Origin of the sequence: Calothrix anomala FACHB-343 (genome assembly GCF_014696435.1) — a bacterium.
Lineage (GTDB): Bacteria > Cyanobacteriota > Cyanobacteriia > Cyanobacteriales > Nostocaceae > Aulosira > Aulosira anomala_A.
Map to the genome: position 1 here is coordinate 18,684 of NZ_JACJQG010000079.1, position 25,321 is coordinate 44,004.

The 25,321-nt window shown below is 41.7% G+C and carries 25 protein-coding genes; 17 read left to right on the top strand and 8 right to left on the bottom strand.

Annotated elements, in window-relative coordinates:
• Window positions 1–74: 74 nt before the first annotated feature.
• From H6G08_RS31415 to H6G08_RS31455, 9 genes are all read left to right on the top strand, one after another.
• Entirely contained in the window at window positions 75–2,492 is a 2,418-nt protein-coding gene (locus H6G08_RS31415; RefSeq protein ID WP_190550325.1) for a response regulator, read from the top strand.
• A 258-nt stretch (window positions 2,493–2,750) separates the two neighbouring features.
• Window positions 2,751–5,867 (top strand): PAS domain S-box protein, encoded by a 3,117-nt coding sequence (locus H6G08_RS31420; protein ID WP_313943327.1) that lies wholly within the window; start codon window positions 2,751–2,753, stop codon window positions 5,865–5,867.
• A 27-nt stretch (window positions 5,868–5,894) separates the two neighbouring features.
• Entirely contained in the window at window positions 5,895–6,704 is an 810-nt protein-coding gene (locus H6G08_RS31425) for a DUF1963 domain-containing protein (protein ID WP_190550329.1), read from the top strand.
• 219 nt (window positions 6,705–6,923) lie between these two features.
• A complete protein-coding gene (locus H6G08_RS31430) occupies window positions 6,924–7,298 on the top strand; it encodes a response regulator (protein ID WP_190550331.1) in 375 nt (124 codons plus the stop codon).
• 530 nt (window positions 7,299–7,828) lie between these two features.
• Window positions 7,829–8,665, top strand: coding sequence for an FAD-binding domain-containing protein (locus tag H6G08_RS31435; RefSeq protein WP_190550332.1), 837 nt, complete (start codon window positions 7,829–7,831; stop codon window positions 8,663–8,665).
• Between the two features lie 46 nt (window positions 8,666–8,711).
• Window positions 8,712–9,164 (top strand): hypothetical protein, encoded by a 453-nt coding sequence (locus H6G08_RS31440; protein WP_190550333.1) that lies wholly within the window; start codon window positions 8,712–8,714, stop codon window positions 9,162–9,164.
• Window positions 9,157–9,414, top strand: a complete 258-nt coding sequence (locus tag H6G08_RS31445) for a hypothetical protein (protein ID WP_206758302.1) — start codon at window positions 9,157–9,159, stop codon at window positions 9,412–9,414. Before H6G08_RS31440 ends, H6G08_RS31445 begins: the two co-directional genes overlap by 8 nt.
• Entirely contained in the window at window positions 9,386–9,577 is a 192-nt protein-coding gene (locus H6G08_RS31450) for a hypothetical protein (RefSeq protein WP_096642630.1), read from the top strand. The genes H6G08_RS31445 and H6G08_RS31450 overlap by 29 nt, the downstream gene beginning before the upstream one ends.
• A 132-nt stretch (window positions 9,578–9,709) precedes the next feature.
• Window positions 9,710–10,405 carry a pentapeptide repeat-containing protein gene (locus tag H6G08_RS31455; RefSeq protein WP_190550337.1) on the top strand — a complete coding sequence of 232 codons (696 nt, stop codon included), beginning with the start codon at window positions 9,710–9,712 and terminating at the stop codon, window positions 10,403–10,405.
• Window positions 10,406–10,432: 27 nt separating this feature from the next.
• On the opposite strand, the gene H6G08_RS31460 is transcribed toward H6G08_RS31455, so the two are convergent.
• Entirely contained in the window at window positions 10,433–11,341 is a 909-nt protein-coding gene (locus tag H6G08_RS31460) for a LysR substrate-binding domain-containing protein (protein ID WP_190550340.1), read from the bottom strand.
• Between the two features lie 176 nt (window positions 11,342–11,517).
• On the opposite strand from H6G08_RS31460, the gene H6G08_RS31465 reads away from it, so the two are divergent.
• Both H6G08_RS31465 and H6G08_RS31470 read left to right on the top strand, forming a co-directional pair.
• Window positions 11,518–12,411 carry an aspartoacylase gene (locus H6G08_RS31465; RefSeq protein WP_190550342.1) on the top strand — a complete coding sequence of 298 codons (894 nt, stop codon included), beginning with the start codon at window positions 11,518–11,520 and terminating at the stop codon, window positions 12,409–12,411.
• 46 nt (window positions 12,412–12,457) lie between these two features.
• The gene (locus tag H6G08_RS31470; protein ID WP_190550344.1) at window positions 12,458–12,655 is read left to right on the top strand and encodes a hypothetical protein; all 198 of its coding nucleotides are present in this window, start codon (window positions 12,458–12,460) and stop codon (window positions 12,653–12,655) included.
• 499 nt (window positions 12,656–13,154) lie between these two features.
• On the opposite strand, the gene H6G08_RS31475 is transcribed toward H6G08_RS31470, so the two are convergent.
• Window positions 13,155–13,331, bottom strand: a complete 177-nt coding sequence (locus tag H6G08_RS31475; protein ID WP_190550346.1) for a hypothetical protein — start codon at window positions 13,329–13,331, stop codon at window positions 13,155–13,157.
• 251 nt (window positions 13,332–13,582) lie between these two features.
• Here H6G08_RS31475 and H6G08_RS31480 point away from each other — a divergent pair, with 251 nt between their 5' ends.
• From H6G08_RS31480 to H6G08_RS31495, 4 genes are all read left to right on the top strand, one after another.
• Entirely contained in the window at window positions 13,583–13,861 is a 279-nt protein-coding gene (locus H6G08_RS31480; RefSeq protein WP_190550348.1) for a hypothetical protein, read from the top strand.
• 149 nt (window positions 13,862–14,010) lie between these two features.
• Window positions 14,011–14,652: a beta-carboxysome protein CcmP gene (ccmP, locus tag H6G08_RS31485; protein WP_096642636.1), complete on the top strand. Its 642-nt coding sequence runs from the start codon at window positions 14,011–14,013 to the stop codon at window positions 14,650–14,652.
• A gap of 10 nt (window positions 14,653–14,662) precedes the next feature.
• On the top strand, window positions 14,663–15,448 hold the full coding sequence (locus tag H6G08_RS31490; protein WP_190550350.1) for a pentapeptide repeat-containing protein: 786 nt from the start codon (window positions 14,663–14,665) through the stop codon (window positions 15,446–15,448).
• 145 nt (window positions 15,449–15,593) lie between these two features.
• On the top strand, window positions 15,594–16,145 hold the full coding sequence (locus H6G08_RS31495) for a retropepsin-like aspartic protease family protein (RefSeq protein ID WP_190550352.1): 552 nt from the start codon (window positions 15,594–15,596) through the stop codon (window positions 16,143–16,145).
• A 68-nt stretch (window positions 16,146–16,213) separates the two neighbouring features.
• Here the strand turns inward: H6G08_RS31495 and H6G08_RS31500 are convergent, their stop codons facing one another.
• Window positions 16,214–17,341, bottom strand: a complete 1,128-nt coding sequence (locus tag H6G08_RS31500) for a Gfo/Idh/MocA family protein (protein ID WP_190550354.1) — start codon at window positions 17,339–17,341, stop codon at window positions 16,214–16,216.
• Between the two features lie 91 nt (window positions 17,342–17,432).
• Between H6G08_RS31500 and H6G08_RS31505 the strand changes: the two genes are divergently transcribed.
• Window positions 17,433–17,597: a hypothetical protein gene (locus H6G08_RS31505; RefSeq protein ID WP_190550355.1), complete on the top strand. Its 165-nt coding sequence runs from the start codon at window positions 17,433–17,435 to the stop codon at window positions 17,595–17,597.
• Window positions 17,598–17,620: 23 nt separating this feature from the next.
• Here the strand turns inward: H6G08_RS31505 and H6G08_RS31510 are convergent, their stop codons facing one another.
• The 4 genes from H6G08_RS31510 to H6G08_RS31525 form a co-directional block, all read right to left on the bottom strand.
• Window positions 17,621–19,579, bottom strand: coding sequence for a multicopper oxidase family protein (locus H6G08_RS31510; protein ID WP_190550364.1), 1,959 nt, complete (start codon window positions 19,577–19,579; stop codon window positions 17,621–17,623).
• Window positions 19,580–20,224: 645 nt separating this feature from the next.
• Window positions 20,225–20,926 carry a DevA family ABC transporter ATP-binding protein gene (locus tag H6G08_RS31515; protein ID WP_190550366.1) on the bottom strand — a complete coding sequence of 234 codons (702 nt, stop codon included), beginning with the start codon at window positions 20,924–20,926 and terminating at the stop codon, window positions 20,225–20,227.
• Window positions 20,927–20,977: 51 nt separating this feature from the next.
• Window positions 20,978–22,153, bottom strand: coding sequence for an ABC transporter permease DevC (gene devC, locus H6G08_RS31520; protein ID WP_190550369.1), 1,176 nt, complete (start codon window positions 22,151–22,153; stop codon window positions 20,978–20,980).
• Entirely contained in the window at window positions 22,150–23,457 is a 1,308-nt protein-coding gene (locus tag H6G08_RS31525) for an ABC exporter membrane fusion protein (protein WP_190550371.1), read from the bottom strand. Before H6G08_RS31525 ends, devC begins: the two co-directional genes overlap by 4 nt.
• 202 nt (window positions 23,458–23,659) lie before the next feature.
• On the opposite strand from H6G08_RS31525, the gene H6G08_RS31530 reads away from it, so the two are divergent.
• Window positions 23,660–24,286, top strand: a complete 627-nt coding sequence (locus H6G08_RS31530; RefSeq protein ID WP_190550373.1) for a TetR/AcrR family transcriptional regulator — start codon at window positions 23,660–23,662, stop codon at window positions 24,284–24,286.
• A 94-nt stretch (window positions 24,287–24,380) separates the two neighbouring features.
• Here the strand turns inward: H6G08_RS31530 and H6G08_RS31535 are convergent, their stop codons facing one another.
• Window positions 24,381–25,211 (bottom strand): TIGR02452 family protein, encoded by an 831-nt coding sequence (locus H6G08_RS31535; RefSeq protein ID WP_190550375.1) that lies wholly within the window; start codon window positions 25,209–25,211, stop codon window positions 24,381–24,383.
• Window positions 25,212–25,321 lie beyond the last annotated feature (110 nt).

Sequence of the window (25,321 nt, forward strand, 5' to 3'; positions counted from 1 at the left end):
ATGCTGTAAATATTTTATCTATTTCCTGCTTCACTTTTACACTAATAACTATTAATTTGCGGTCAGTAACCGCCATGAGAATTCTATTAGTTGAAGATGATGAAATTATTGCAGAATCTCTGGCTAAATCCTTGAGAAATCAGCATTATGCTGTTGATATCGCCAAGGATGGGCAAGAAGGTTGGGATTTAGCAGAGTTATTTACTTATGATTTAATTCTGCTGGATGTGATGTTGCCTAAGCTAAACGGGATTCACTTCTGTCAGCGATTGCGCGCTAATGGTAATCAAACACCTGTGCTTTTATTAACGGCTCAAGACAATAGCACAAATAAAATTATGGGTTTGGATGCTGGCGCGGATGATTATGTTGCCAAGCCCTTTGATTTTCAAGAGTTATTGGCGCGGGTTCGGGCTTTATTACGTCGAGGTGGTTCGAGTTTACCACCGCTATTGGAGTGGAAAAACTTACAACTCGATCCCAGCAATTGTGAAGTTACCTGTGAGGGTAAACTATTGCATTTAACTCCTAAAGAATACGGTTTACTGGAGCTATTTCTGCGCAACAATCACCGCATCTTTAGTTGTAGCGCTTTAATCGATCATTTGTGGTCATTGGAAGAACCACCAACAGATGATACAGTGCGATCGCACATGAAAGGCTTACGCCAAAAACTCAAAGCCGCAGGAGTTGCAGACGATCCCATTGAGACGGTTTATGGAATTGGCTATAAACTCAAGCCAGCCGATAGAGCAACTGTAGTTAAGGGAAAATCCCAGTCTTCGATACGGGAAAGCAAAGAGCCACAACCCACTCAGCAAGAGAACTTTACACCCAAGTGGCTGCAACATTATAACCCCGATAATAATGGGAAAAAATCGCCAGCTACGGCGCAAAATCAAGTAGCAACGGGAATTAGTAAAGTTTGGCAAGAGGTATCCCAGAAACTCGAAGAACGAGTAGCCACGATTGAGCAAGCTTCTACTATGTTACGACAGGGTAAACTTTCTCAGGAAATGTGGTCAAAAGCTAAGATGGAGGCGCATAAATTAGCCGGTTCTCTGGGAATGTTCGGTTCTGATGAAGGTTCGCGTTTAGCGCAAGAATTAGAATCTTTGTGGGAAACAGGTACTAAATTTAAGTCACAGATAAAACAGCAGATTTATCAATTAGTTGAAGCGTTGCGTCAAGAATTGCAACAGTTAAACTCTGAGTATCAGCAGGATTTACTTCCAGAAAATCAACTAGTGGATGAACTTCCTTTGCTGTTGATTGTGAACCAAGATAGAGAATTAGCAACAGCATTGGCGACAGAAACTAATAGTTGGGCGATGCGATCGCAAATTGTACCCGATGCGATCGCGGCTAGGGAATTCATGGCGGAAAATTCCCCTGATGTTGTCTTATTAGATTTGAGTGCTAGCGACAGCACAGAAAATACTCTCGCTTTCCTTGGCGAACTCAACGCTTGCCAATCTCCCATACCTGTAATAGTTTTAACCGATAAAGACAGTTTACTCGACCGGGTGAAAGTCGCTCGTTTAGGTGGTAGCGGGATTTTACAAAAGCCTGTATCTCCCCACCAAGTTTTAGATACTGTGACGCAAATATTACAGCGCACTCACTCCACCCAAGCCAAGGTAATGGTAGTAGACGACGATCCCCACATTTTAGCTGCGCTCCAAACTTTACTCATACCTTGGGGATTAAAAGTTTACACCCTAGAAAATCCCCTGCGGTTTTTAGAAGCAATGGCAGTGGCGCAACCCGACTTACTAATTTTAGATGTGGAATTACCGGAGGTAAGCGGTATAGAGTTATGCCAAGTTATTAGAAACGATCCGCAATGGAGTGGTTTGCCAATTTTATTTCTCACGGCTCACAACGATACTAAAACCAGACATCAGGTATTTCTTGCAGGTGCTGACGACTACATCAGCAAGCCGATTGTCGAACCAGAACTGATGACAAGGATACTCAATCGCCTAGAGCGATCGCGCTGGCTGCGTAATTTAGCCGAACTGGATGGATTAACACTCGTTGCTAATCGGCGCAAATCCACAGAAGATTTAAACCGCTATTTGCAATCCAGCGAACGCCACCAACAACCATTTTGCTTCGCTATTTTAGAGCTAGACAACCTCAAAGAAATTAATCAAAAATACGGACATGCAATAGGCGATCGCGTCTTATCGCGACTCGGTGAACTATTACGCCAGACATTTCACACTCAAGATGTAGTCGGGCGCTGGGGCGGTACAGAATTTGTTGTTGGGATGGCAGGTATGACTAAAACAGATGGCGAGCAACGGCTGTTAGATCTGCTCAAAAGCCTACGTCAAATAGAATTTACCGCTACCAATGGCGATAATTTCCATGTCTCCTTAAGTACAGCCGTTGTTGACTATCCCCAAGACGGTGCGAATTTACAAGCACTCTATCAAGCGGCGGATGCAGTTCTAGAAAGGCAGGGGGCAGGGAGCAGGGGGTAGGGGGACAAGGAATGAAAGGCAGGGGGCAGGGAGCAGGGAGCAGGGGGACAAGGAATGAAAGGCAGGGAGCAGGGGGGACAAAGAAAACCATTGATAAATGACTCTTGAGCAATGCCTAATGCCCAATGCCCAATGCCCAATGCCCCATATCTAATCGGAGGCTAAATGTTAGAATTATTACATGCATTTTTTATTTCCAGCCCATTTATATCTCAAAACCATTGCTATCTATGGAATTCAATTACAGTAGTAATTTCAGTGCTGGTAGCATTTGTGGTAGTAAGATTATTGCCGAAACAGGTAGAAGCAGCTAACCAAGAACTGCAACGGGCAATTTTAGATAGTGCAAACTACACAATTATTTCCACCACACCCGAAGGTATTATCCTCACCTTTAATGCAACGGCGGAACGATGGCTAGGATATGCAGCCCATGAGGTAATTGGGAAAACAACTCCAGCCATTATTCATGACCAAGATGAAATTGTCAAAGTTGCCCAAGAACTGTCTCAAGAATTGGGTGTGAATATTGAGCCAGGTTTTGAGGTATTTGTGGCGAAGGCGCGACGGGGACAAATAGATGAGCGGGAATGGACTTATATCCGCAAAGATGGTTCGCGCTTTCCGGTGTTGCTATCAATCACAGCTTTGCGCGATGCTGACAATCAAATTACAGGCTTTCTTGGCATTGGCAGCGATATTAGCGATCGCAAAGCGACTGAAAAGGCTTTGCGTCAAAGTGAAAATCGCTATGCAACTTTAGCCCAAGCTGTACCAGTAGGAATTTTCCGTACTGATGCTTTTGGGCACTGCGTTTTTATGAACAAACAAGGCTGTGAGATTATCGGTGGAAGTTTGGAAGAGTTACTGGGAGAAGGCTGGACAACATTTTTGCATCCGGAAGACCGTCAGCGCGTAATAGATACATGGTCTGCAAGTATACATAATGATTTGCCATTTAAATCAGAGCATCGGGTATGCGATCGCAATGGCAAAATCACTTGGATTTTTGCACAGGCGGTAGTGGAAAGAGGAAACCAAGGAGAGGTTATAGGCTCAATTGGTACCATCATAGATATTAGCGATCGCGCCTTAGCAGAAGCAGCACTCAACCAAAGCGAAGCCACCTTGCGCAGTTTCTTTGACAGCGCGCCGATGCTGATGGGAGTTGTGGAGGTGCTAGATAATGATATTCTCCATATTTCTGATAATGCCACCGCCGCAAAATTTTATGGAATGACACCAGCTACCATGCAAAATCGCCGAGCTAGCGACATGGGTGCGCCACAAGATTATATTAACCAGTGGATTGAAAATTATCGCGCCGCCGAACGCAGCCATGCTCCAGTTCGCTTTGAATATGCTCATGAAACACCTACAGAAACAAAATGGCTATCAGCTACAGTGTCCGCAATTAATAGCGATCGCAATCGGCGATCGCAATTTTGTTATTTAGTCGAAGATATTAGCGAGCGCAAACGCGCCGAAGAAGAGCTGCGTTATCTCAGCCAAGCTTTAGAATGTGCAGTTGAAGGTATTTCCCAGTTAGATACTCAAGGACGTTATCTGAAGATAAATCCCGCCTACGCTAACACCGTTGGTTATCAACCAGAAGATATGATTGGTATGGAATGGGTGTTAACTGTTCACCCAGAAGATTTAGAAAAATTGAATGCAGCCTATCAATTCATGCTCACCAACGGCAAAGTGGAAGTAGAAGCCAGAGGTGTGCGTAAAGATCAATCGATATTTGACAAGCAAGTGGTAATGGTGAAAGCCTACAACCGCCAGCGTCAATTCATCGGCCATTATTGCTTTATGAAAGATATCAGCGATCGCCGAGAAATTGAACGCCTCAAAGATGAATTTGTTTCCGTCGTCAGTCATGAATTGCGCACACCACTAACTTCCATTGCTGGCGCTTTAGATTTATTAGCTGGTGGCGTTCTCCAAGCCGAACCAGAAGAAGCGCAACGAATGTTAGATATTGCGGCTAGTAACACAGAACGCTTGGTACGGCTAATTAACGACATTTTAGATATCGAGCGCATCGAGTCAGGTAAAGTGCAAATGACGCAGGAACTCTGCGACGCTGGGGAGTTAATGACGCAATCTATCGAAACTGTGGAGGAAATGGCAGAACAAGCCGGGGTGATATTATCAGTTTCACCCTTATCTGCACCACTTTGGGCAGATCCCGACCGGATAATTCAAGTTTTCACCAACTTACTCAGCAATGCCATTAAATTCTCTTCTCCAGGTGCAACGATTTGGCTAAGTGCCGAAATTATAGCCGAAAAAATCCAATTCCAAGTTAAAGACCAAGGTCGAGGTATTCCCCCGGAGAAACTAGAATCTATCTTTGAGCGCTTTGGACAAGTTGACGCTTCCGACTCGCGCCAAAAGGGAGGAACAGGCTTAGGTTTAGCGATTTGTCGCAGTATTTTACAGCATCATCACGGGCAAATCTGGGTGGAAAGTACCTTAGGCGAAGGTAGCACTTTTTTCTTTACCCTGCCAATTCTTGCAGAAACCAGAGAAAAAGAGCGAGAAAATCTGAAAAATCCTGCTTTATCTTTACTAATCGCTAGTTCTCCCCATTCGCCTTTAGTACTAGAGTGCGATGACGATGCTGGCGTGCGGGTTGTCGTGCAAACCATGCTAGAACGCCAAGGTTACCGCGTCATAGTCGCCGCATCAGGACAAGAAGCTGTCGAGCAAGCCAAACTATACCATCCCGATGCGATTATTCTTAACTTAATGATGCCGGGAATGGATGGTTGGGAAACTTTGGCGATTCTTAAACAACAGCCACACACCCAAAATATCCCCGTGATTATTCTCAGTGGTTTGTTACCCGATGCGAATAAAATTTTACCCAACAGTATTAGCGATTGGATTGTCAAACCGCCCAATGCTAAGTTGTTGTGTCAAGCTTTAGAAAAAGCTACAGTAACTCAAAATCAATGTATTAAAGTATTAATTATCGAAGATGACCTGGATTTAGCCCAGGTACTCATTGCTTTATTCAATCGTCACGGTATTACTAGCTTTTACGCCCAAACAGGCACACAAGCAATCCAAATTAGTCAGAATATTTTACCTGACTTATTGGTACTAGATTTAGGATTGCCAGAAAACGACGGTTTTGCGGTGGTTGATTGGCTGCGTCAACATCAACGCTTGTGCCAAGTACCATTAGTGGTGTACACAGCGCGGGATTTAGACGATCGCGATCGCGATCGCTTAAAGTTAGGACAAACCCTATTTTTCACCAAAGGACGGATTACTCCCCAAGAATTTGAGCAGCGAGTGATCAATTTACTTAACCGCATGATTGGCGATCGCAGCGAAGTCAGCCAAAACCCAATATAATTACTGATATTTTTAGAATAAATAAGTATGGTATATAACATAATACATGATTTACCGCCGCAGTTTGCACCACTGCGATCGCTCCTAGAAGCAAACTTAATACCTTACATCAAAATCATTACCGACGAATTTGGATACCTTAATTCTGCTGAAGACGCAGATCCCTTAGAACCTTGGCAAAGTAAAATTGGCGGTCATCCCTATCTTCCCAAAGGTATAAGCTATCCTATCGATGGCGAAACTGGTGAGATGATGATGTTTTTAATGCAGATAAACTGCGCCGATTTACCCATAATTGACGGATTTGCGCTACCTCGCCAGGGAATTTTACAATTTTACTCCGGCTTAAATGTCCCCATGTGTGAGCTAAGTCCCCAACAACACCACATCCTCTATTTCCCAGAAATCTCCCAAGATAAAAATAACTTAGTCACTGACTTTAGCTTTTTAGCCAGTACCAGCGAGCAATTAGAATGGTATAGAGATATTTATGCTTTAAGATTTGTCTTACAGCAGGATGTGTTTTGGCAAGCTCGCTCTCTATACGCTCCCCTGAATATTCCTGAAGAACTCACAGCACTCAGTCAGGAATTTGATGAATGGATTTGGAACTATGAACAGGAAAACAACCTTGTAGAACAACGCGGTAATAAGTTAGGCGGGTATGTAGAGCTGCATTCTTACGTTGACGAAACCATCGAAGGCGCAAAGGGAAGATTACTATTAGAACTGAATCACCCCTCTGAGGTTGATGACAACTTCTACTTTTTTGTGGAAGACTGTGATTTAATCAACTTGGATTTTAGCAAAGTTGAATCTTATTTCTTTCGTCAATAAGAGATTGATAAGACTCATCTTTTTTGATTCCCTGTTCCCTACATACAGCCGGTGGGTGAGGTACAGATTATCTTTGATTGTAGGGGCAGTGGCACTGCCATGCCCCAAAGCGCGTACCTCATTTACCTGAAATATGCTGTAATTCATCAACCCCAATCAAGGCAAGAGTCTCAGCCGTGCAGTTTTTGGAATAATTCATTCTTTCTAGGCAAATTTTCCATGACTACAAAACGGATTCTTATTATTGATGATGAATATGACATCAGGGCAGTAGCTGAACTCGCCTTGAAAACAGTAGGCGCTTGGCAAGTTTCCACCGCCGCCTCTGGTAGTGAGGGAATAGCCAAAGCAGTAGCCGAACAGCCAGATGCTATTCTCTTGGATGTGATGATGCCAGATATGGATGGTATCGCTACCTTTCAAGCCTTACAAGCCAATCCAGTCACCCAGTCAATACCCGTAATATTGCTGACGGCGAAAGCTCAAGCCACCGAAAAACGGCGATTTGCAGAACTCGCAGTTAAAGCCATTATCACCAAGCCTTTTAAAGCGATGAAATTACCTGCACAAATCGCTGCGGCGCTCAACTGGTAGCTAAGAAAAATTCTTGGCTAATAGCGATTCAAGATGAAGATGCATATAATCCAATACGGTTCAGTTAAGAATAATTGTAGGTTGGGTAGAGCGATAGCGAAACCCAACATTAAAGCGGCTTTGTTGGGTTTCGTTCCTCAACCCAACCTACATCTTTTCAGGTTTTTGACGCTAACTGAACCGTATTGGCATATAATCCAATACGGTTCAGTTAAGAATAATTGTAGGTTGGGTAGAGCGATAGCGAAACCCAACATTAAAGCGGCTTTGTTGGGTTTCGTTCCTCAACCCAACCTACATCTTTTCAGGTTTTTGACGCTAAGGCATCAAGTAAAAATAAGTAGTGCGAGCATCTTGCTCGCGCGGGCAAAATGCCCGCACTACAAATATTAAATTGTTCAACTTATTTTCACACGACTCCTAACTGAACCGTAAAAGGATTGCTATTTTGCTCTCAAACTCCACTGGCTGACTTTCAACGCTATCTTATTATGTAGCGTCAACTGTTAAATTTTGTAAACACATAACTTATGCAGCGTGAATTTGCCAGTCGGGACGAATTAATCGCTTATCTCAAAGAACAATTCCCCCAAGCCGCAGAACGCGACGATAGTGTCAGCGAGATAGTTGGGGGCAGAAAAGCCGCCCAAACAGCCTTAAAAAAGGTTAAACCAGCCTTATATGCAAAAACACGCAATTTTTTAACAGGTGATGTCACTAAACTTTCACCATATATCCGTTATGGAGTTTTGAGCCTGCGAGAAATCCGCGATTACGTCTTACATAAAGTCCAAAACCGCGATGATGCAACAAAACTAATTAACGAATTAGGTTGGCGGGATTACTGGCAAAGATTATATGCCAAACTAGGAAATAACATTTGGCAAGACCAAGAAGAATATAAAACAGGCTACACCATAGCAGAATACGCCCCAGAATTACCCCAAGATATCAAAGATGGGAATACAGGCTTAGTTTGCATCGATAAATTTAGTCAACAATTACGCGAAACTGGCTATTTACATAACCATAGCCGCATGTGGTTAGCCGCCTATATTGTCCATTGGCGGCGGATTCGCTGGCAAGCAGGTGCAAAATGGTTTTTACAACATTTATTAGACGGCGATCCTGCCAGTAATAATATGTCATGGCAATGGGTAGCCAGCACTTTCAGTCATAAACCTTATTTTTTCAACCGCGAGAATTTAGAAAAATACACAAAAAGTGTGTATTGTCAACAATGTCCTCTCTACGGTAATTGTGATTTTGAAGGTAGCTACGAACAATTAGAAAAACGCCTATTTCCCAGAGGCGAATTTACCAAAAAACCCAACAGTCAAAGCTGGCAAAAAGGTAAGAAGAAATAGGAATTGGGCATTGGGCATGGGGCATTGGGCATAGTGAGAATAACAAATGATAAATAATAATTGTACAGACGCGATTAATCGCGTCTCTAACCCAATAATTTGGATACATGGCGACTGTTTGAGTCCGGAAAACCCGGCTTTACAAGAATACCCAAATGCACCTGCAATTTGGGTTTGGGATGATACTTTGATAGAAGAATGGCAACTGAGTCTCAAGCGAATAACGTTTATTTACGAGTGCTTGCTAGAGTTACCTGTAGAAATTCGTCGCGGTAATGTAGCAAAAGAAATTTTAGCTTTTGCTCAAGAAAACAAGGCTGATTTAGTAGTAACAACTGATAGCCCTAGCCCGCGTTTTCATAATATCTGTGATGACATTGAGCGTTCTTTAAAATTAGAAGTGTTTGAAGTAGAACCGTTTTTTGATTACGACGGATATATTGACCTCAAGCGCTTCTCTCGCTATTGGAAAGTAGCAGAAAAGTATGTTTTTGACTAACAATATTTCTCAGCAAGTACCAACCTCAGCTTTTTCTGGTTCCATAGGTGATGTGAGTAGATATTATAGCATATTTTCGAGGCGACTTTGGAATTGCGATCGCCTGCCAGATACGTACAAAAATGGTCGGTTATTACTCACCCCAAGCTCATTGCAATTTCGTCAGAATATAGTTAGGCAATCAATTGCACTGTTAAAACAGCTAAATACAGAGGTTAACTATGTTTCCTATGTTTCCTTTCTGGGGTAATTCCTGTTGTGGCAGCGAACCCATTTCCCACAAAGCTAACTTAGAGCGGAAATTAAAATTCCTGACTTGGATCAGAGATGATTTAGAATCTAGACTAGCTGCCGTTAATGCTTCTATTGATACCATTCGTCAGCAAATTGAACGTTCTGATACAGCTGCGTAGAATTTATTTCTATCCGTGGTTTGTAGTTGAGTTGAATGTAACTAATTAGTGACTGGGCGCTGTACGAAGCTGCATCCATTTTGTAGGTTTTTGTGCAGTGCTTGGTCACTTAATTTACCAAAAATTATCACCATGACAAATACTATCGCTAAAGTTTGGCATAATTGGTTCAAACCGCATCAAGAATCTGTTTTGCTATTTGACTCCATTTCTACAGCTAATGAGATAGCCTTAATGCTTAATGGTGAGTGGGATGGCTGTAATGGTGTGATGATAGCTCAATGTGATGAGATAGCTGTTAACACTGCTGCCAAACTATTAGAAGCAAAATGGTGTTATCAAGGCGCATCACAAGTTGTTTTAAATAGAGTCACAACGGATGAAATTTTACGCCGTTACGCGATTGGCGAAAGATATTTTGTGAATGCTAATTTGCGGTGTGCAGTACTAAAATCGGTGACACTGGTGGGAATTAATTTAAGTTATGCCAAACTAAATTTTGCAGATCTAAGTCAAGCCGATTTAAGTCAAGCTGATTTAACCGCATCAAACCTTAATCAAGCTAATTTAAGTAAATCTAAGCTCAATAAAGCATCCCTGATGAGGGCTAATTTCACAGGTGCAAATTTGCAACAAGCCTCATTGAAAGGAGCGAATCTAAGTGGTGCTAATTTAACTGAAGTTAACCTTACTGATGCAGATTTAACAGGAGCCAATCTAGCATTAGCAGATTTAAGAGGGGCAAATTTTTATGCTTGTAATTTGGCTGGCGCTAATTTAAAAGGTGCCAAGGTAATTGAAAGTGATTTGGCTTTAGCAAAACAATGAGAGGTTATTTATAAAGTATAGCTGTAGTCACACATCTTCAATCCCTTGCAAAAAATTTTGCAAAACAATAGATTTATTATCTTTTCGCCAAACAGTAATGATTTCTAATATTGGTGATTGTTCTTGAATATCACGATAGACTACTCCATTTCGTCGCAAATTTTCCACATTAGCTGGTAGTAGTGAGATTCCCATTTCCCCTGCAACTAAACTCAAAATTGTTGATATCCAAGCTGCTTCTTGTCTAACTTTAGGCTGAAAACCTGCCTCTTGACAAAGATTTTTAATCTGCTCGCGTAAGCTATTTAATAGGTGTTCTGGTGGCAAAATAAATTGTTCATTTGCCAATGTCTTTAATGAAATGCTGGTTTGTTTCGCACAACGATGGTTTTCTGGTAAAACTATGACTAGTTTTTCTTTGAGAATACTCTTGCAATCGAATATATCATTATTTCTCTGGGTATTTTCTAAGTTATGTCGATGAAAGAAGCCTAAATCTATTTCTTGGTGTCGCAATTTCTCAATTTGTTCGTAAGACGGCATTTCATATAAAATTATTTCTACTGCTGGGAACTGGTGCTGAAATTTTTTGATGATTTTGGGTAATAGACTGTTGGACATAGATATATTAATTCCTATATTGATTTGTTCTTTTTCAGCCCGATGTAATTGTTGACATAATTCAATTTTTTGCTCAAATTGATTGATAATTTGACGAGCTACAGTTAAAAACTCATTACCCGCATCTGTTAATTTGACTGGACTTTTTCTAGTTTTAAATACTTGGAACTCTAAGCGGTTTTCTAGAGATGTGATTTCTCTACTCAAAAACCCTTTATCAATGTTCAAATATTCAGCAGTTCTCGTAAGTCCCTGTTGATCGTATAAAGCGATCGCATACTTCAATTGTTGCAAGTCTATTTCATATCTGCTCATCTATACAGTGACGCAAAATGTTTATTTTTTGAGCATTATATAGCAACTCTAAATTGTTTTTGAATAATTACCTCAACTAAATAGTCATCAACTGTTGTCTAAAACAGGTGATGTGATGACAGTTTTTTCAGATATGTTAATGACAACAAAGCAACTCGTCAGAGGAAACACTAGTAATGAAACTTAATAATCATTCTATCAATCGTGTTTTGATTGTAGGTGGAACTCATGGGAATGAGTTAACTGGAGTATATTTAGTTAAATTGTTTCAACAACATCCTGAACTAATTCACAGAGCTACTTTTGAAAGCCTAACTTTGTTAGCTAACCCACAAGCCATTAAAGCTGGAAGAAGATACATTGATAAAGATTTGAATCGCTCCTTTTTAGAGGAAAATTTAGAGGATGGAACTCTAGTTAATTATGAAGATTTGTTAGCTAAAAATATCAATCATATATATGGTCAAAATGGTAAATATCCTGTGGATTTCATAGTAGATTTGCATAGTACAACATCCAACATGGGTGTAACTGTTCTTTTAGATGATGATCAAAAATTTAATTTGCAATTAGCTGCTTATTTAAGCTCTTTACATCCTGAAATAAAAATTTACAGTTCAGGAAGCTCTGGGCGGGGTAAACATGGGCTGCGATCGCGTGCTAAATTCGCTATAGGTATTGAAGTAGGTGCAATACCTCAAGGTGTTGTAAATGCAGATTTATTTCTCAAAACTCAAACCATAGTTTACGCAACTTTAGACTATTTAGAACTTTACAACCAGAATAAACTACCTACATTTTCCCAGAGTTTTACTTTGTATAAATACCTGGAAAAAATTGATTATCCCCGCAATGAACACGGGGAAATTACAGCCATGATTCATCCGCACATTCAGTATAAAGACTATCAGGCTTTGAATCCTAGCGATCCAATGTTTCTAACATTTGATGGTCAAACAATAACTTATGCAGGCGAATCTCCAGCATACCCTATATTCCTAAATGAAGCCGCCTATTATGAGCAAAGCACAGCAATGTGTTTAACTCAAAAACATCAAATGACAATCTAAAAAGATTACACGAGGAATTTAGGAAAAACTTGGTTCTTTGGGGACAATGAATCAAACAAACAATACGAATGTTCGCAATTCAAATATTAATCCTCTACTTGCAATCTCCTATCTCAAACAGGGTTTCCAATACTATCAAAACGGGGAATACCAGAGTGCGATCGCAGCCTATAATTTAGCACTCGCCAACGACCCTAGTTATGCTGCTGCTTATCTTGCTCGTTCTATGGCGTTATCAAATTAGGAGACAGAGACAATGCTTATTTAGAGGGAGCATCCCAATTTTGACGCAATACCCTCAAGGGTATTGCTATACCAACAAAGCCTGCCTTCGCAGGCTATCAAACTTTTAGCCTGCGAAGGCAGGCTTCGTATTTCTAGCCCCACCCTTATAGGGTGAGGGCGTTTTTGCACATTTGGGATGCTCCCTATTTAGATGCAAGAAGGGCAGCTTATTTATCTCGCCAACAAAACAATCAGAGAATCTATAATGCAGCGCAAAAATTTCAGCGTGCAATCAATCGTTAACAATTCAAAATTCAAAATTCAAAACAGTCTTTAATTGTGCGGAAAGTCTGAGCGGAGGTTTCCTCCGTACACCGAAGGGGTTGCCGTTCGCGTAGCGTCTCCGACAGGAGAAGGCATCAGAACTTTCCAAGAGAGAATTTTGAATTGTTAAGCTATAGCGGTGCGTTGCGCTACGCGACAACACACCCTACTTTTAGCTACTTTTAGCTCATAAATTAGCGAACCACACCAAAATAAGCAGTCGCAGCCGCAAGTATAATTATTAAAACTCCTAAGACAACGCTAACTGAAAATTCAACCGAAGTCTTCTGATTTAATTCTTTCTTGCTTTCGGTTTCCTGAGAATTACTCGAAGTAATATTGCGGGGGTTTTTGGTTTTTTCAGTAGTCATGGCTATGATGATTTACGCTTACTTATCTCTAAGTTTGCTGTAATAACCAGAAACTACATCTTGCTTGGGGACTACTAAAAAAGTTATAAAAAAAGGCTTCAGTGGTATTGGTGATTTATAGAACATTTATACTAAAAAAAAGCGATCGCCTGCATTCCTCATCTAACCCAGTATTATCCCGAAAAACCACACATTGCCATTGATGTTAAAGGCGAGAAGTTAAAAAACTACCTGAATCACCATCAATACCAATGTCCCTTGTACTCAAATTTTTATTTATCTTTTGCTGCTGCATGATTTTCTCTGCGGTGCTGTGGGAGCATTTAGTCGTCAACAATATTTATGCTTGCGTTTGGTCAAATGCATATATTGATTTCTTTTTCCCCGATAACTGGTATCATGGTGCCGACAGTGGTGACATGATGAAACCAGGCTGGAGTAAAAGTAAGCTGCTGACTCTGTGGTATTTAATTATTGGTGTTTCATTCTTTTTCAGTGCTGCGTTTACCGCCTATAGCAATAAAAATTAAAAAAGTTGCTTTTTATACAATCAAATGACCTCACATTGTACAGACGCGATTCATCGCGTCTCTGACAAATGACTAATGAGGACTGACTATCGGTTACACTCATATATTGCAACCGATCGCATTTAGCCCCATGACTGGAGATTAATACCTTGGGAATAGAACTACGCAGTTTCGTATTTCTCGACAATCTGCAACCTCAACATGCAGCATATATGGGAACCGTAGCTCAAGGTTTCTTACCATTACCAGGGGATACATCGCTATGGATTGAAATTTCTCCTGGTATTGAAATTAATAAAATTACAGATATTGCTTTAAAATCCGCCTCTGTGCGTCCTGGTGTACAGGTAGTTGAACGACTTTATGGTTTATTAGAAGTTCATTCTAGCTCCCAAGGGGAAACACGCTCGGCTGGTCAAGCGATTTTGGCAGCTTTAGGGGTGAAAAGAGAAGATTGTATCAAACCACGGGTAGTTTCTAGCCAAATTATCCGCAATATCGATGCTTACCAGACGCAATTAATCAATCGCACCCGCCGGGGACAGTTATTATTAGCCGGACAAACTCTGTATGTTTTAGAAGTTGAACCTGCGGCTTATGCTGCATTAGCTGCAAACGAAGCCGAAAAAGCAGCTTCGATTAATATTCTGGAGGTACAAGCTGTAGGTAGCTTTGGACGGCTGTATTTAGGCGGACAAGAACGAGATATTCTTGCCGGTGCTGCTGGCGCATTAACAGCGATTGAAAATGTGACAGGTCGGACAAATCCCCAAAGTGGTCGTCAGGAGTAAAGGAGAGACAATGGCGAATCGAGAGCATCTAGCTTTGCTGAAAGCTGGTGCGGTTCAATGGCTTGAGTGGAGAAATCAAAATCCCCAGATTGAACCAGATATCAGTGGTGCAAATCTCTGTGGAGATAACCTTAGAGGTGCTAACCTGCAAGGGGCGAATTTAACGAGAACCGATTTAAGTTATGCTTTGCTGGTACGAGCAAACCTGAGCGGCGCTGACTTAAGTAGTGCTAATCTTTACAGCGCCAAGCTAATTGAAGCGAATTTGAGTGCAGCTAACTTCAGCGTTGCTAATTTAAGCGGAACTAACTTAAAACAAGCGAATCTTAGCCATGCTAACCTGATTGGCTGTGATTTGAGTTGGGCAAATTTGAGCGATGCGGCGATCGCAAATGCTAATCTCATAGGTGCAGATTTAAGTAATGCTGACTTAAGAGAGGCTGATTTAGATGGCGCTAAACTCATTCGCGCTAATCTTTGTTTTGCTAATCTGATGCAGTCTAACTTAATTGCAGCTGATTTAAGCGAAGCTTATTTACACGAAGCAGAATTAATAGAAGCTTACCTTTACAAAGCTAACTTTTATAAAGCCAATCTCACCAAAGCTCACCTTAGCGGTGCATATCTATTCCGCGCCAACCTCAGCGAAGCCGATTTACGGGGTGCAAACTTATCTTGGACTAATCTTAAAGGCGCAAACCTCGCCGGCGCAAACCTCAGAGGCGCTAAACTCCAGGGAGCAAAACTTGACGGTGCTAATCTGCAAGAGGCGATAATGCCGGAAGATGAGGATTGACGGTTGACTGTTGACTGTTGACGGTTGACTGTTGACGGTTGACTGTTGACTGTTAACGGTTAACCACTGACAACTGACGACTGACTACTAACTATTGGGTAATCTAATAACAAAGGGTATTAGGAATTGCGGAGCAAATTATCCTATGAATAATGCTAAGAAGCGTTGGATGACTCTTAACTTAGGTGTAGTGGCAATAATGCCAACGTTAATATTTTTAGCATTTCTCCATCGTGCTACGGCTGACGATCCCGGAAGCTGTTTTATGGTAACATCCTCTGGGAAAACTGTTAGTTTAGGTAGCCTTTGCGGTGCAACACCTGTAGATAGTAGGGTTTTTCGCATTCCTATCAAGCGGCGGATGGGGAAAACTCCGGTTGTTGATGTCACCTTCAATCAACAACAAACTTTTGAGATGATTTTAGATACTGGTGCTAGCAGTACCTTGATTACTCAAAAAATGGCGAATGCCCTGAAACTTCAGCCTACAGGGAAAATCAACGCCCAAATAGCCGATGGTACAGAAGTACAATTTGTTACTAGCCAAGTCCAAAATATTACTGTGGGATCGGCTGTAGCTAGTAATATTGAAGTTGCGATCGCACCTAAAGCCGCGATCGGATTATTAGGTCACGATTTTTTTGAGAATTATGATATCAAGATTCTGGAAAAAGAAGTAGAATTTCGTCATCGTTGATTTGGTCAACAGTCAACAGTCAACAGTCAACAGTCAACAGTCAACAGTCAACCGTCAACCGTCAACCGTCAACCGTCAACAAAACTGTCCAAGTTGGGTACATTTACCCAGCTTGCTGCTTGATGGGATTCATGGCATAAATCCATTAATAATTGCGAGTAAACGCCTTCTCGTAGTGATGGAATTATTTGTTGCTGGCTGTAAATTCCTTGAACCCATTGATCTACTACGCGGATAAATGCGGAAATGCGTCCATCGGCGTGGTTTTGGGGAAACATTAAATCAGAGGGAATTTCAATTTCACTTAAGGTTTTACCTGGTTCGGAACCCCAAACCCGAAAACCGTGGATGTAATCTTTTTGATTTTCACTACCTAAAACTAAAGTACCGCGATCGCCATATACTTCTACCCAATGAGTTCTCGGTGCATGAACTACTGCACTAATGGTAAGCTGGCAAGGTGTACCATCGGCTAATTCTAACGTTAGCACGCAGGTATCATCTGTATTCACTGGCTTGCTTTCGCCAGTAGCGGGATCGATGCGTGTGGGAATAGCGGTGGTTAAATGGGCGCTGAGTCGGCGTACCGGGCCAAATAACCAATATATATAATCAAAGGCGTGGGAACCTAAGGAACCTAATGCACCACCTCCCTTATCTTGAGAAGAATACCAATTCCAAGGGCGGGAAGCATCTGCACGGGAAGAACCTAACCAATCAATTCTAATTAACCGCTTGTTTCCTACATAATCTGCTGATAATAGTTGAGCAAACTTTTGCCATCCTGGAACAAAGCGAAATTCAAAGTCTACAGTTGCTATTACACGTTGCTTTTGCGCTAACTGATAAAGTTCCTTCGCTTCAGTTGCGTTTAAAGCCGTCGGTTTTTCCAGTAATAAATGTTTCCCTGCTTGCAGTACTGTTTTTGCCATTTCATAGTGCAAAAACGGTGGGGTAGCGATGGTAACTGCTTGAACTGCGGGTAACTTGACGATATCTGCAATTGTATCGCAGGCATGGGGGATGTTATTGGATTTAGCGATCGCTCTAGCTTTATTGATATCTCGATGATAAACTGCCACCACCTCCGTTTGCGGATGTGCTTGCAATCCAGGGATGTGGACTTTTTGCCCAAATCCTGTACCAACAACCGCCACGCCTATCTTTTGTTGATTTGTTTGCAATGTAGAAACCATATAGTTGACAGATTTATCACACTATGCATAAAAGGGAAGGGGAGAAGGGGGACAAGGAAAGGGAGATATAAATATTTCAAGTCAGCTAATCGTGAGAAAATCTCATAACCAAGTATGGAAATCTTTCCTAGCCCCTAGCTTTCTCATCAAGATTACAGGAAATCTTGGAGCGTTGCAAAAATTAGATCCCCGAATTAGCGATCGCCCCACCTCTACAATTTGGCATAATTTAATTTTTGCAGTTCCCGGAGTCTGAGGGCGTTAATGTGTTAGCGATATTTAGATGAGTACAGATGTGTGCAAATGATCCATTGCTGCTAACGGATTTGCACCTGGAGCTAAAATTTCATAAGGTCGCATCATTTCATTATCTTCATGGGAGAGGATGTGACAATGCCAGACGTACTCTCCGGGAAGCTCAAAGGTAGCTGCAACACGAATCACTTCGCCTGGCTCAATGACAACGGTGTCTAGTATACCCGCTTCTTGGGGCGCGGCTGGAGTCGCTGCTCCCTGATATTGAATATTGGTTAATGGTGCTAATGGATCGATTTGAGTTGCAGTAAAATCTTGTCGGCTGAGTAGTTGAAAACCTGCTTCATGTAAATGGATGGGATGGGAGTCACGTGTAGTATTATAAATTTCCCAAATCTCCGTATCACCAAGCTGAACATACTCAGTAATCGGATCGTGCCACATTAAAGCACCATCTCGAATGGTTCCTAACATGGGTGTAATTCGCCCAAAATCATCGCTAGGATTTTCAAATAAGGCTAACTGTTTAGCAATTGGTAATCCAGTTAGAGGATCTTTAACAATTTTGGTGAAATCTGGTTTTTTGGGATTTTTACTACTAGCAACAAAAGTCTGATCGAGCCAATCAATGCCATCGTTAAATTTCTGAATAATTTTTTGATCGGTTACTAGGCCAGTATAAGTTGGCAAAGCATCAGGTTGACCTTTACCTCCCCTCAAGGTTGTTGGTAAAGGAGTATCAGCAACAGTTACCTGATTCCCAACTTTAAAAGCCATGATTTGACCTGTAGTATCTGGGTTATTGGGAATTGGTTCGCTAGTAATACCACCAGCAAAATTATTCAGAATCAGAGTCTCTCCCTGATATCCTTTAAAGTCTACAATTACATCAGCTCGTTGACCTGGCGCTAGTTCCAACTGACTAAGTTTCACTGGCTTGTTGAGTAAACCTAAGTCTGTACCAATTTGATAAAAGTCTAACCCTTTTTCCAGTTGGAGGCTGTAGAAACGCGAGTCAGAACCATTCAGCAGCCGGAATCTGTATTTGCGCGGTTCAACATCTAATAAAGGCCAGGCCTTACCATTAACGAGGATGACATTACCAGAACCGAACTCTGGAATCACGCTGGGATTGGGTGCGGATGGCGGAAGCATCGCTTCTAACCCTGCTGCTGCTAAATCTGCGTTGGAGGCTGGATAAAATAACTGACCATCAGCTGTAAATATCTTGTCTTGAATAACTATGGGATATTCATAGTAAACATCTGGGTCTTTTCGCGAATCGCCTTGGTAATCAAAATTGACGTAATTACCTGGAAGTGCGTTTTCAATGCGAGAGGTTTTGGGATTATCTGGTCTTCCCGTATCATGGTTATCTCGCAAGATATAAAAACCTGCTAACCCAGCATAGACATTGAGGCGAGTGATTCCTAAAGCGTGGTCATGATACCAAATGGTTGCAGCTTGTTGATCGTTGTAATATTTATAGGCTTGTGTCGCACCTTTATTAATAGCTAACTTTCCGCCTTGACCGGTAGAGGTAAACCAAGCATCGGGAAGACCATCATATTTAGATTTGCTTTTTCCACCATGTAAATGGGCAACTACAGGCACACCATCTTTGCTGATACTATAATTGGTGCCTGTATAAGCCCAGTGTATGGTTGTATCTACTGGTAGTAAATGTTTTTTAGGCAGCTTGCTTTGCCAATTAATAGTGATGGGCTTACCTTTTTGCGCAACAATAGTAGGGCCCAGGTAATTTAGACCAGCTGCATCCCAAGTTGGAGCTGAAGGACTATGGTAACCCCATGTTTGCGCTAGGGGTATTCCCTCGCCTAAACCAAAGTCATGAGTACCTTGACTCATGGTGATTGTATATTTACCTTTACGCCTAGCATCAATAAAAAGTCCTGGCTGGAGTAAATTTGGTAATGGATTTTTATATTTATCAATGGTGAGTGGATTCAGTAGCGACACCATAGTAGATAACCCCTGTGTAGTTCAGATAAAACCTATATAAAAAACCACAGCACAACCAGCTAAAACATCGCTTTTAAGTATCGTTGTTTTAGAGCTATGTAGCGATCGCATCGCCGATGTCGTTGAGTTAATTTGTGGTCGATTAAATGTTCAGAAATACTTAGACTCTCTCGATCTATAAGCAGCACCGAGATTTAAGAAAAATCTCACCTTCATCACCTTTCCAGGAAATGAAGGTTCTGATTTCGAGAGTCAAAGCTTTTATGTAATTAAATTTAGGTAATAAATGTGAGGAACTTGTGAGGAGGAAAAGAATTAATAATTTGCAAAATATTTTCTGTTTGGGGAGAATGAGCGCGATCGCTATTTTGAATATATCAAGTTTTGTTAATTATTAAACAGCTATATCTGGCAAGTATTTTACAATCTGAAATAAGTATAACGGCAAAAATAATTAAAGGTTTGTAGTCAGGGATAAAATCCTGACTACACAATAAATTCTCAATTTTTACATTGCTTAATATAGCTTGGATAGTCCTGATTTTTCTTGAATGCGATCGCCCAAAACTATCCCACAACTGAGGGAGAAAAATCAGCATTCTCTGACAAATCACAATCATAATTTTGTCAGTCAAAAAAAGCGATTTACGATAGAGCAGAAACTATAGCCCGATCCTGAGCTAATTTACCATCTTCCATGTGGACAATGCGATCGGCAATATCTAAAATTCGGTTGTCATGAGTCACCATCAAAATAGTACAACCTTGTTCTTTAGCGAGTTTTTGCATCAGGTTAACTACATCTCGACCGGATTTACTATCAAGCGCTGCTGTTGGTTCATCTGCTAAGACAATTCTCGGACGACTAACTAAAGCACGAGCGATCGCAACTCTTTGTTTTTGTCCCCCTGATAAATCATCAGGATAGTAATTGAGGCGATGTCCTAATCCCACTTGTTCCAGCATTTCAGCAGAACGAGTTTTCATTTCTTGGGGTGAAATATCCTTGTGTAGTTCTAAACCCATACGCACATTTTGCAGTGCGGTCAAACTACCATGCAAGTTATGTGCTTGGAAAATATAGCCATGACTGCGCCTAGCTTCGGTAAGTTGCGCCGCATTCGCACCACAGAGTTCTCGACCTAATACTTGCAAACTCCCAGATTGCGCCGAACGTAAACCGCCTACCAAAGTTAGCAATGTAGTTTTACCAGAACCCGAAGGCCCTGTCATAATGATAATTTCACCAGCGTTAATTTCTAAGGTGATATCAAAGAGAACTTGCTTTTTCAGTTGACCTTGACCAAAGTAATGGTCGAGATTTTGCACAGAGATTACTGGATTCATATTCAATAGGAGACAAGGAGGAAAATTGTACAGACGCGATTCATCGCGTCTCTAAAACATATCTGCGGGGTCGGCTGATTGAACTTTGCGAGTAGCGATCGCGCCGGATATCATACACATGATTAGCGTTAAGATTTGGACTTGGATGGCTCGAGCTAAGGTCATGTATAGTGGTAAATTGGTGGCGTTTCTGGTGAGTGCATAAAGTCCTATAGATACGCCAAAGCCAGGAAGAAAGCCTAATATAGCCATAATTACAGCTTCTTCAAAGACAATCCCTAATAAATAGAGGTTGTTATATCCCATCGCTTTGAAGGTGGCGTATTCTTTCATGTGGGCGTTGACATCTGTAGACAGAACTTGATACACAATTATCACGCCCACCATAAAGCCCATTCCTACACCCAGGCTAAAAATAAAGCCGATCGCAGTGTTAGTTTGCCAATAATATTTTTCAAATTCAATAAATTCTTCTTTGGTTAAAACTTTAACATCTTCACCTAAGTGAGATTTTAAGGTATTCGCTGTTTGTTTGGGGTCATAACCTGGTTGTAATTGAATCAAGCCAAGGCTGAGGCTACTAGCATCGCGCCGAGGAAATAGCCGCAAAAAGTTCTGGTCGCTGGTAATTAATGTACCATCGGCAATGAAGGATGCACCGATAGAAAATAAACCATTAATACTGATGGTACGGCGATCGAGTTCTGTGGTTACAGGTTTTCCTGCATTAATTTGCGCGATCGCTTCTTGATAATCTCCCCGCGCCGCGCGGTCAAAAAGCATGGTATCTGGTAATTTAACCATATCTTTTTGGCGGTTCACTTCCGGTAAATCAAATACCTGTTTATCCGGATTGAACCCCATCACCAGTACTGCTGTCTTTTTCTTGGTTTGGGGATTCTTCCAATCTGCAAAGTTAATATATACTCCCTCCGCTGACTTAATCCCTGGTAAGTCCATTGCTTGATACAATCGCCGTCTAGTAAAGCTGGACATATTCGCCAAGTTACGCGCTTGGGGACTCACCAGCACAATATCAGCTTCCAGACTGCGGTGTATTCTGGTGTTACTGTCATACAACGCAGTCTGAAACCCTAGCTGCATAAACATGAGGACATCTGCAAAAGCAATACCTGATAATGCAACTAATAAACGGCTTCTTTGATGACTTAATTGCAACCATCCTAAAGGTGTACGTCGCTGAAGTTGAGATATAAAACCAATCATTGTTCAATCACCGCCTTGACTTGCAAATTGGTAAATTGGGCAGCTTTGGCGCTGGATGCAGAATCTAGCTTGATATGTACTTCAACGATTCTGGCATCAATATTACTAGAGGGATCGGCGTTAATTACATTTTGTCGTTGTACTTGCATCCCTATCCAATCGACAGTTCCCTGCAATTCGTTGGGGAGAGAATCGCTGGTAACTTTGACAAGCTGTCCTGGCTTTACTTTATGAATATCACTTTGATAAACTTCTGCCACTGCATACATCTGGTCAGTTTGACCTAATTCAACAATTCCATCATTCCCCACGGTTTCACCCGCGCGGGTATGAATCTTTAGAATTTGTCCAGATTTGGGAGCGCGAATATATGCTTGGTTAAGTTGGGCTTGAATTTTATCAACGGTAGCTTGGGCGCTGTCTACTTCCGCTTGGGCGTTGGCGATATCTGTGGGGCGAACTTCTGCAGTTTGATTGAGGGTGGCTTTGGCTTCGCTAATTTGTTGTTGTAATGTGGCGATAGTTTTGTCGCGGTTGGCTTTAGCTTCGTTAATTTGCTGTTCTAGGGTGGCGACAGTTCTAGTTTTGGTGGCTTGGCTTTCAACAAATTGCTGGGTGCTGGTTTCAGCGCTTAATCTGCGACGATCTACTTCTTGGCTGGAAATTGCGCCTTCTTTGTATAAACTTTCGTAACGTTGGACATCAGCTTGGGCGTTGCGCTTTTCAGCAGCGACACGGGCGACGGTTGCTTGTAAACTTTGTTGTTGTCCTTGTAATTCTGCTTCTAGACGGTTAATTGTCGCTTGCTGGGTTCTAATACTTCCTTCCAATTCCACTTGCAAACGATTAATCGCCGCTTGACGCGCTGCAATTTCGCCTTGCTTTGCACCTGCTTTTACTTGCGCCAGTCGGGATTTAGCCACTTGTACTTGTCTTTGCGCTTCACCCAAACTCGCCTGTAAGCGATCGCGACTATCCATTATTGCAATTACTTGTCCAACTTTCACGCGATCGCCTTCTTTCACCAACAATTGTTCTACCCGATTTCCTTCGTTCACCGTCGGTGCTGACAGTTTAATTACTTCTCCATTGGGTTCTAACCTGCCCAACGCTGTGACAGTTTTTACAACTGGTTGCATAGGCGTTGCTAGTTCTGGCTTCTTCCCAGACTCAGTCTGGAACTTGGTAACCGTATAAACACTAGCCCCGGCTGTAATTAAAGCTGTAATTATTGCCAGGATGGTAGGTGACTTAAAAATACCTTGGGAAGCCCGAAAACCTAATAAATTCCAGTTTTGCGCCATAGTATTCCCCTTTTGTTGGCGGCATTGTTAAACTAAACCGTCCAGTTCAAAATTATGCTAAACTAAACCGAGTAGTTTAGTCAAGGGGCAGAGACGCGATTAATCGCGTCTGTACAATTTTCCTCCTCTACCTCCTTGTCTCCCTTTTCCCCCTCATCCCCCAATCCCCAGTAAGATGGTTATAAGCAAAATTGATAGACACATGGCACGGATCAAAGTTGACGAAGTAGAAAAAGAGAATTCCCTTGATAAAGTGGAACAAATTCTGCAAGGAGCGATGCAGGAGTTCCTGAAAAATGGCTATGCTGGGACAAGTATGGATAAGGTAGCTGTCGCTGCGGGTGTGTCTAAAGCCACAGTTTACAGCCACTTTCAAGATAAAGAAGGACTGTTTAAGGTATTAGTAGAAAAACTGGCAGGTAAGAAATTTAATTCTATATTTGGTACACAACCTCCAGAGGGAGATCCAACAATTGTTCTGCGTCAATTAGCAACCAAAGCATTAGAGTTAATGGCTATAGACCAAGAACATTCAGCATTGATGCGCGTGATAATTGGCGAATCTGGTCGTTTTCCTGAGCTAGCTCAGATTTGTGTCCGCGCCATGATTAAACCAGTGGTAGAAACTCTGACTCAATACCTCGCTAGTCATCCCGAATTGAAAATCAACGATCCAGAAGCACTGGCTAGGATACTTGTAGGCTCATTAGTGCATTTTCATATTGTTCAAGATGTCTTGCATGGTAAAGATATTTTACCAATGGAGAGCGATCGCCTAATTAATACCATGACCAACTTAATTATTAATAATGCTCAAGCTAGTTCATAACTTTCACAACCAACCAAATAGATAGGCTTGATAACTAAACTAACTATAGGAATCTGATTTGATTTTGGCAAAACTCTAAATTACTTGCCAATCTTTATGGAAACCGCCTCTGAAATGCTTTCAGTGTTTCTGAATTACGGCTCGAAGTATGTATCGCAAAAGTGACTCGATCAAAGCAACCCGCAAAACATCGATCCGCAAGCCACTTACCAAAGACATCTGCCACCATGTTAGGATCGTTGCAAAATACACCACAACCCCAAGCTCCAAGTAATAAGGAACGATGTCCGTTATCTCGTGCAATAGATAGGATAATACCAGCGCGTCGGTGAAGTGCCAAGGCGATGGCTGGGCTACATTGTGGATCGCGACGTAAAGCTTGTCCGGCGTTTGGTGCAGGTGCTGTAATAACTGATGCCAGAAAAACGTCATCTAGCAAGTCATAATTTTTGACCCGAAACCACGGTACTTTGGGCGAGTATATAACATGATCCGTATATAAAAGAGACTCTTGATTTCGATTGGATTCATAGTAGGTGGGTTGAGTTAGCAGGCAAGGGTATAATCCCGAACACCGAGCCAAATCTTCTTCCTGCGCTTTTGCACCATTTATAAATCCACCTCCAGGATTCCTTGCTGATGCGAAGTTTAACAATACCAAATCCTCACATCCCTCAACTTGGACAAGTCGATGGGCTGCTGCTTGAGTAGTTTCGTTTGTTACCTCAATTACAGGTTCTTGCTTCCCTTCACCAGAGATTTGTTTTTCTAATAGCGAATATGACTGTATTGGTGTATACAACACCGTGTTGGCGATCGCCATCTGTTGAGCAGCCAGAAATTCAACTGTTTTTCCGGAATCTGTAATATATTTTCCTTCTTCGACTATGCGTAGAGTTTCTTTAGCAATACCTTTGAGTGACATATACAGGACTTACGCAACTGGCACAGGCGATCGCTAAATTTTAGTACATTTGTATTGATATGGACTTACACAACTGATACAGAGCGATCGCTATCTAGTAGTACCTTTGT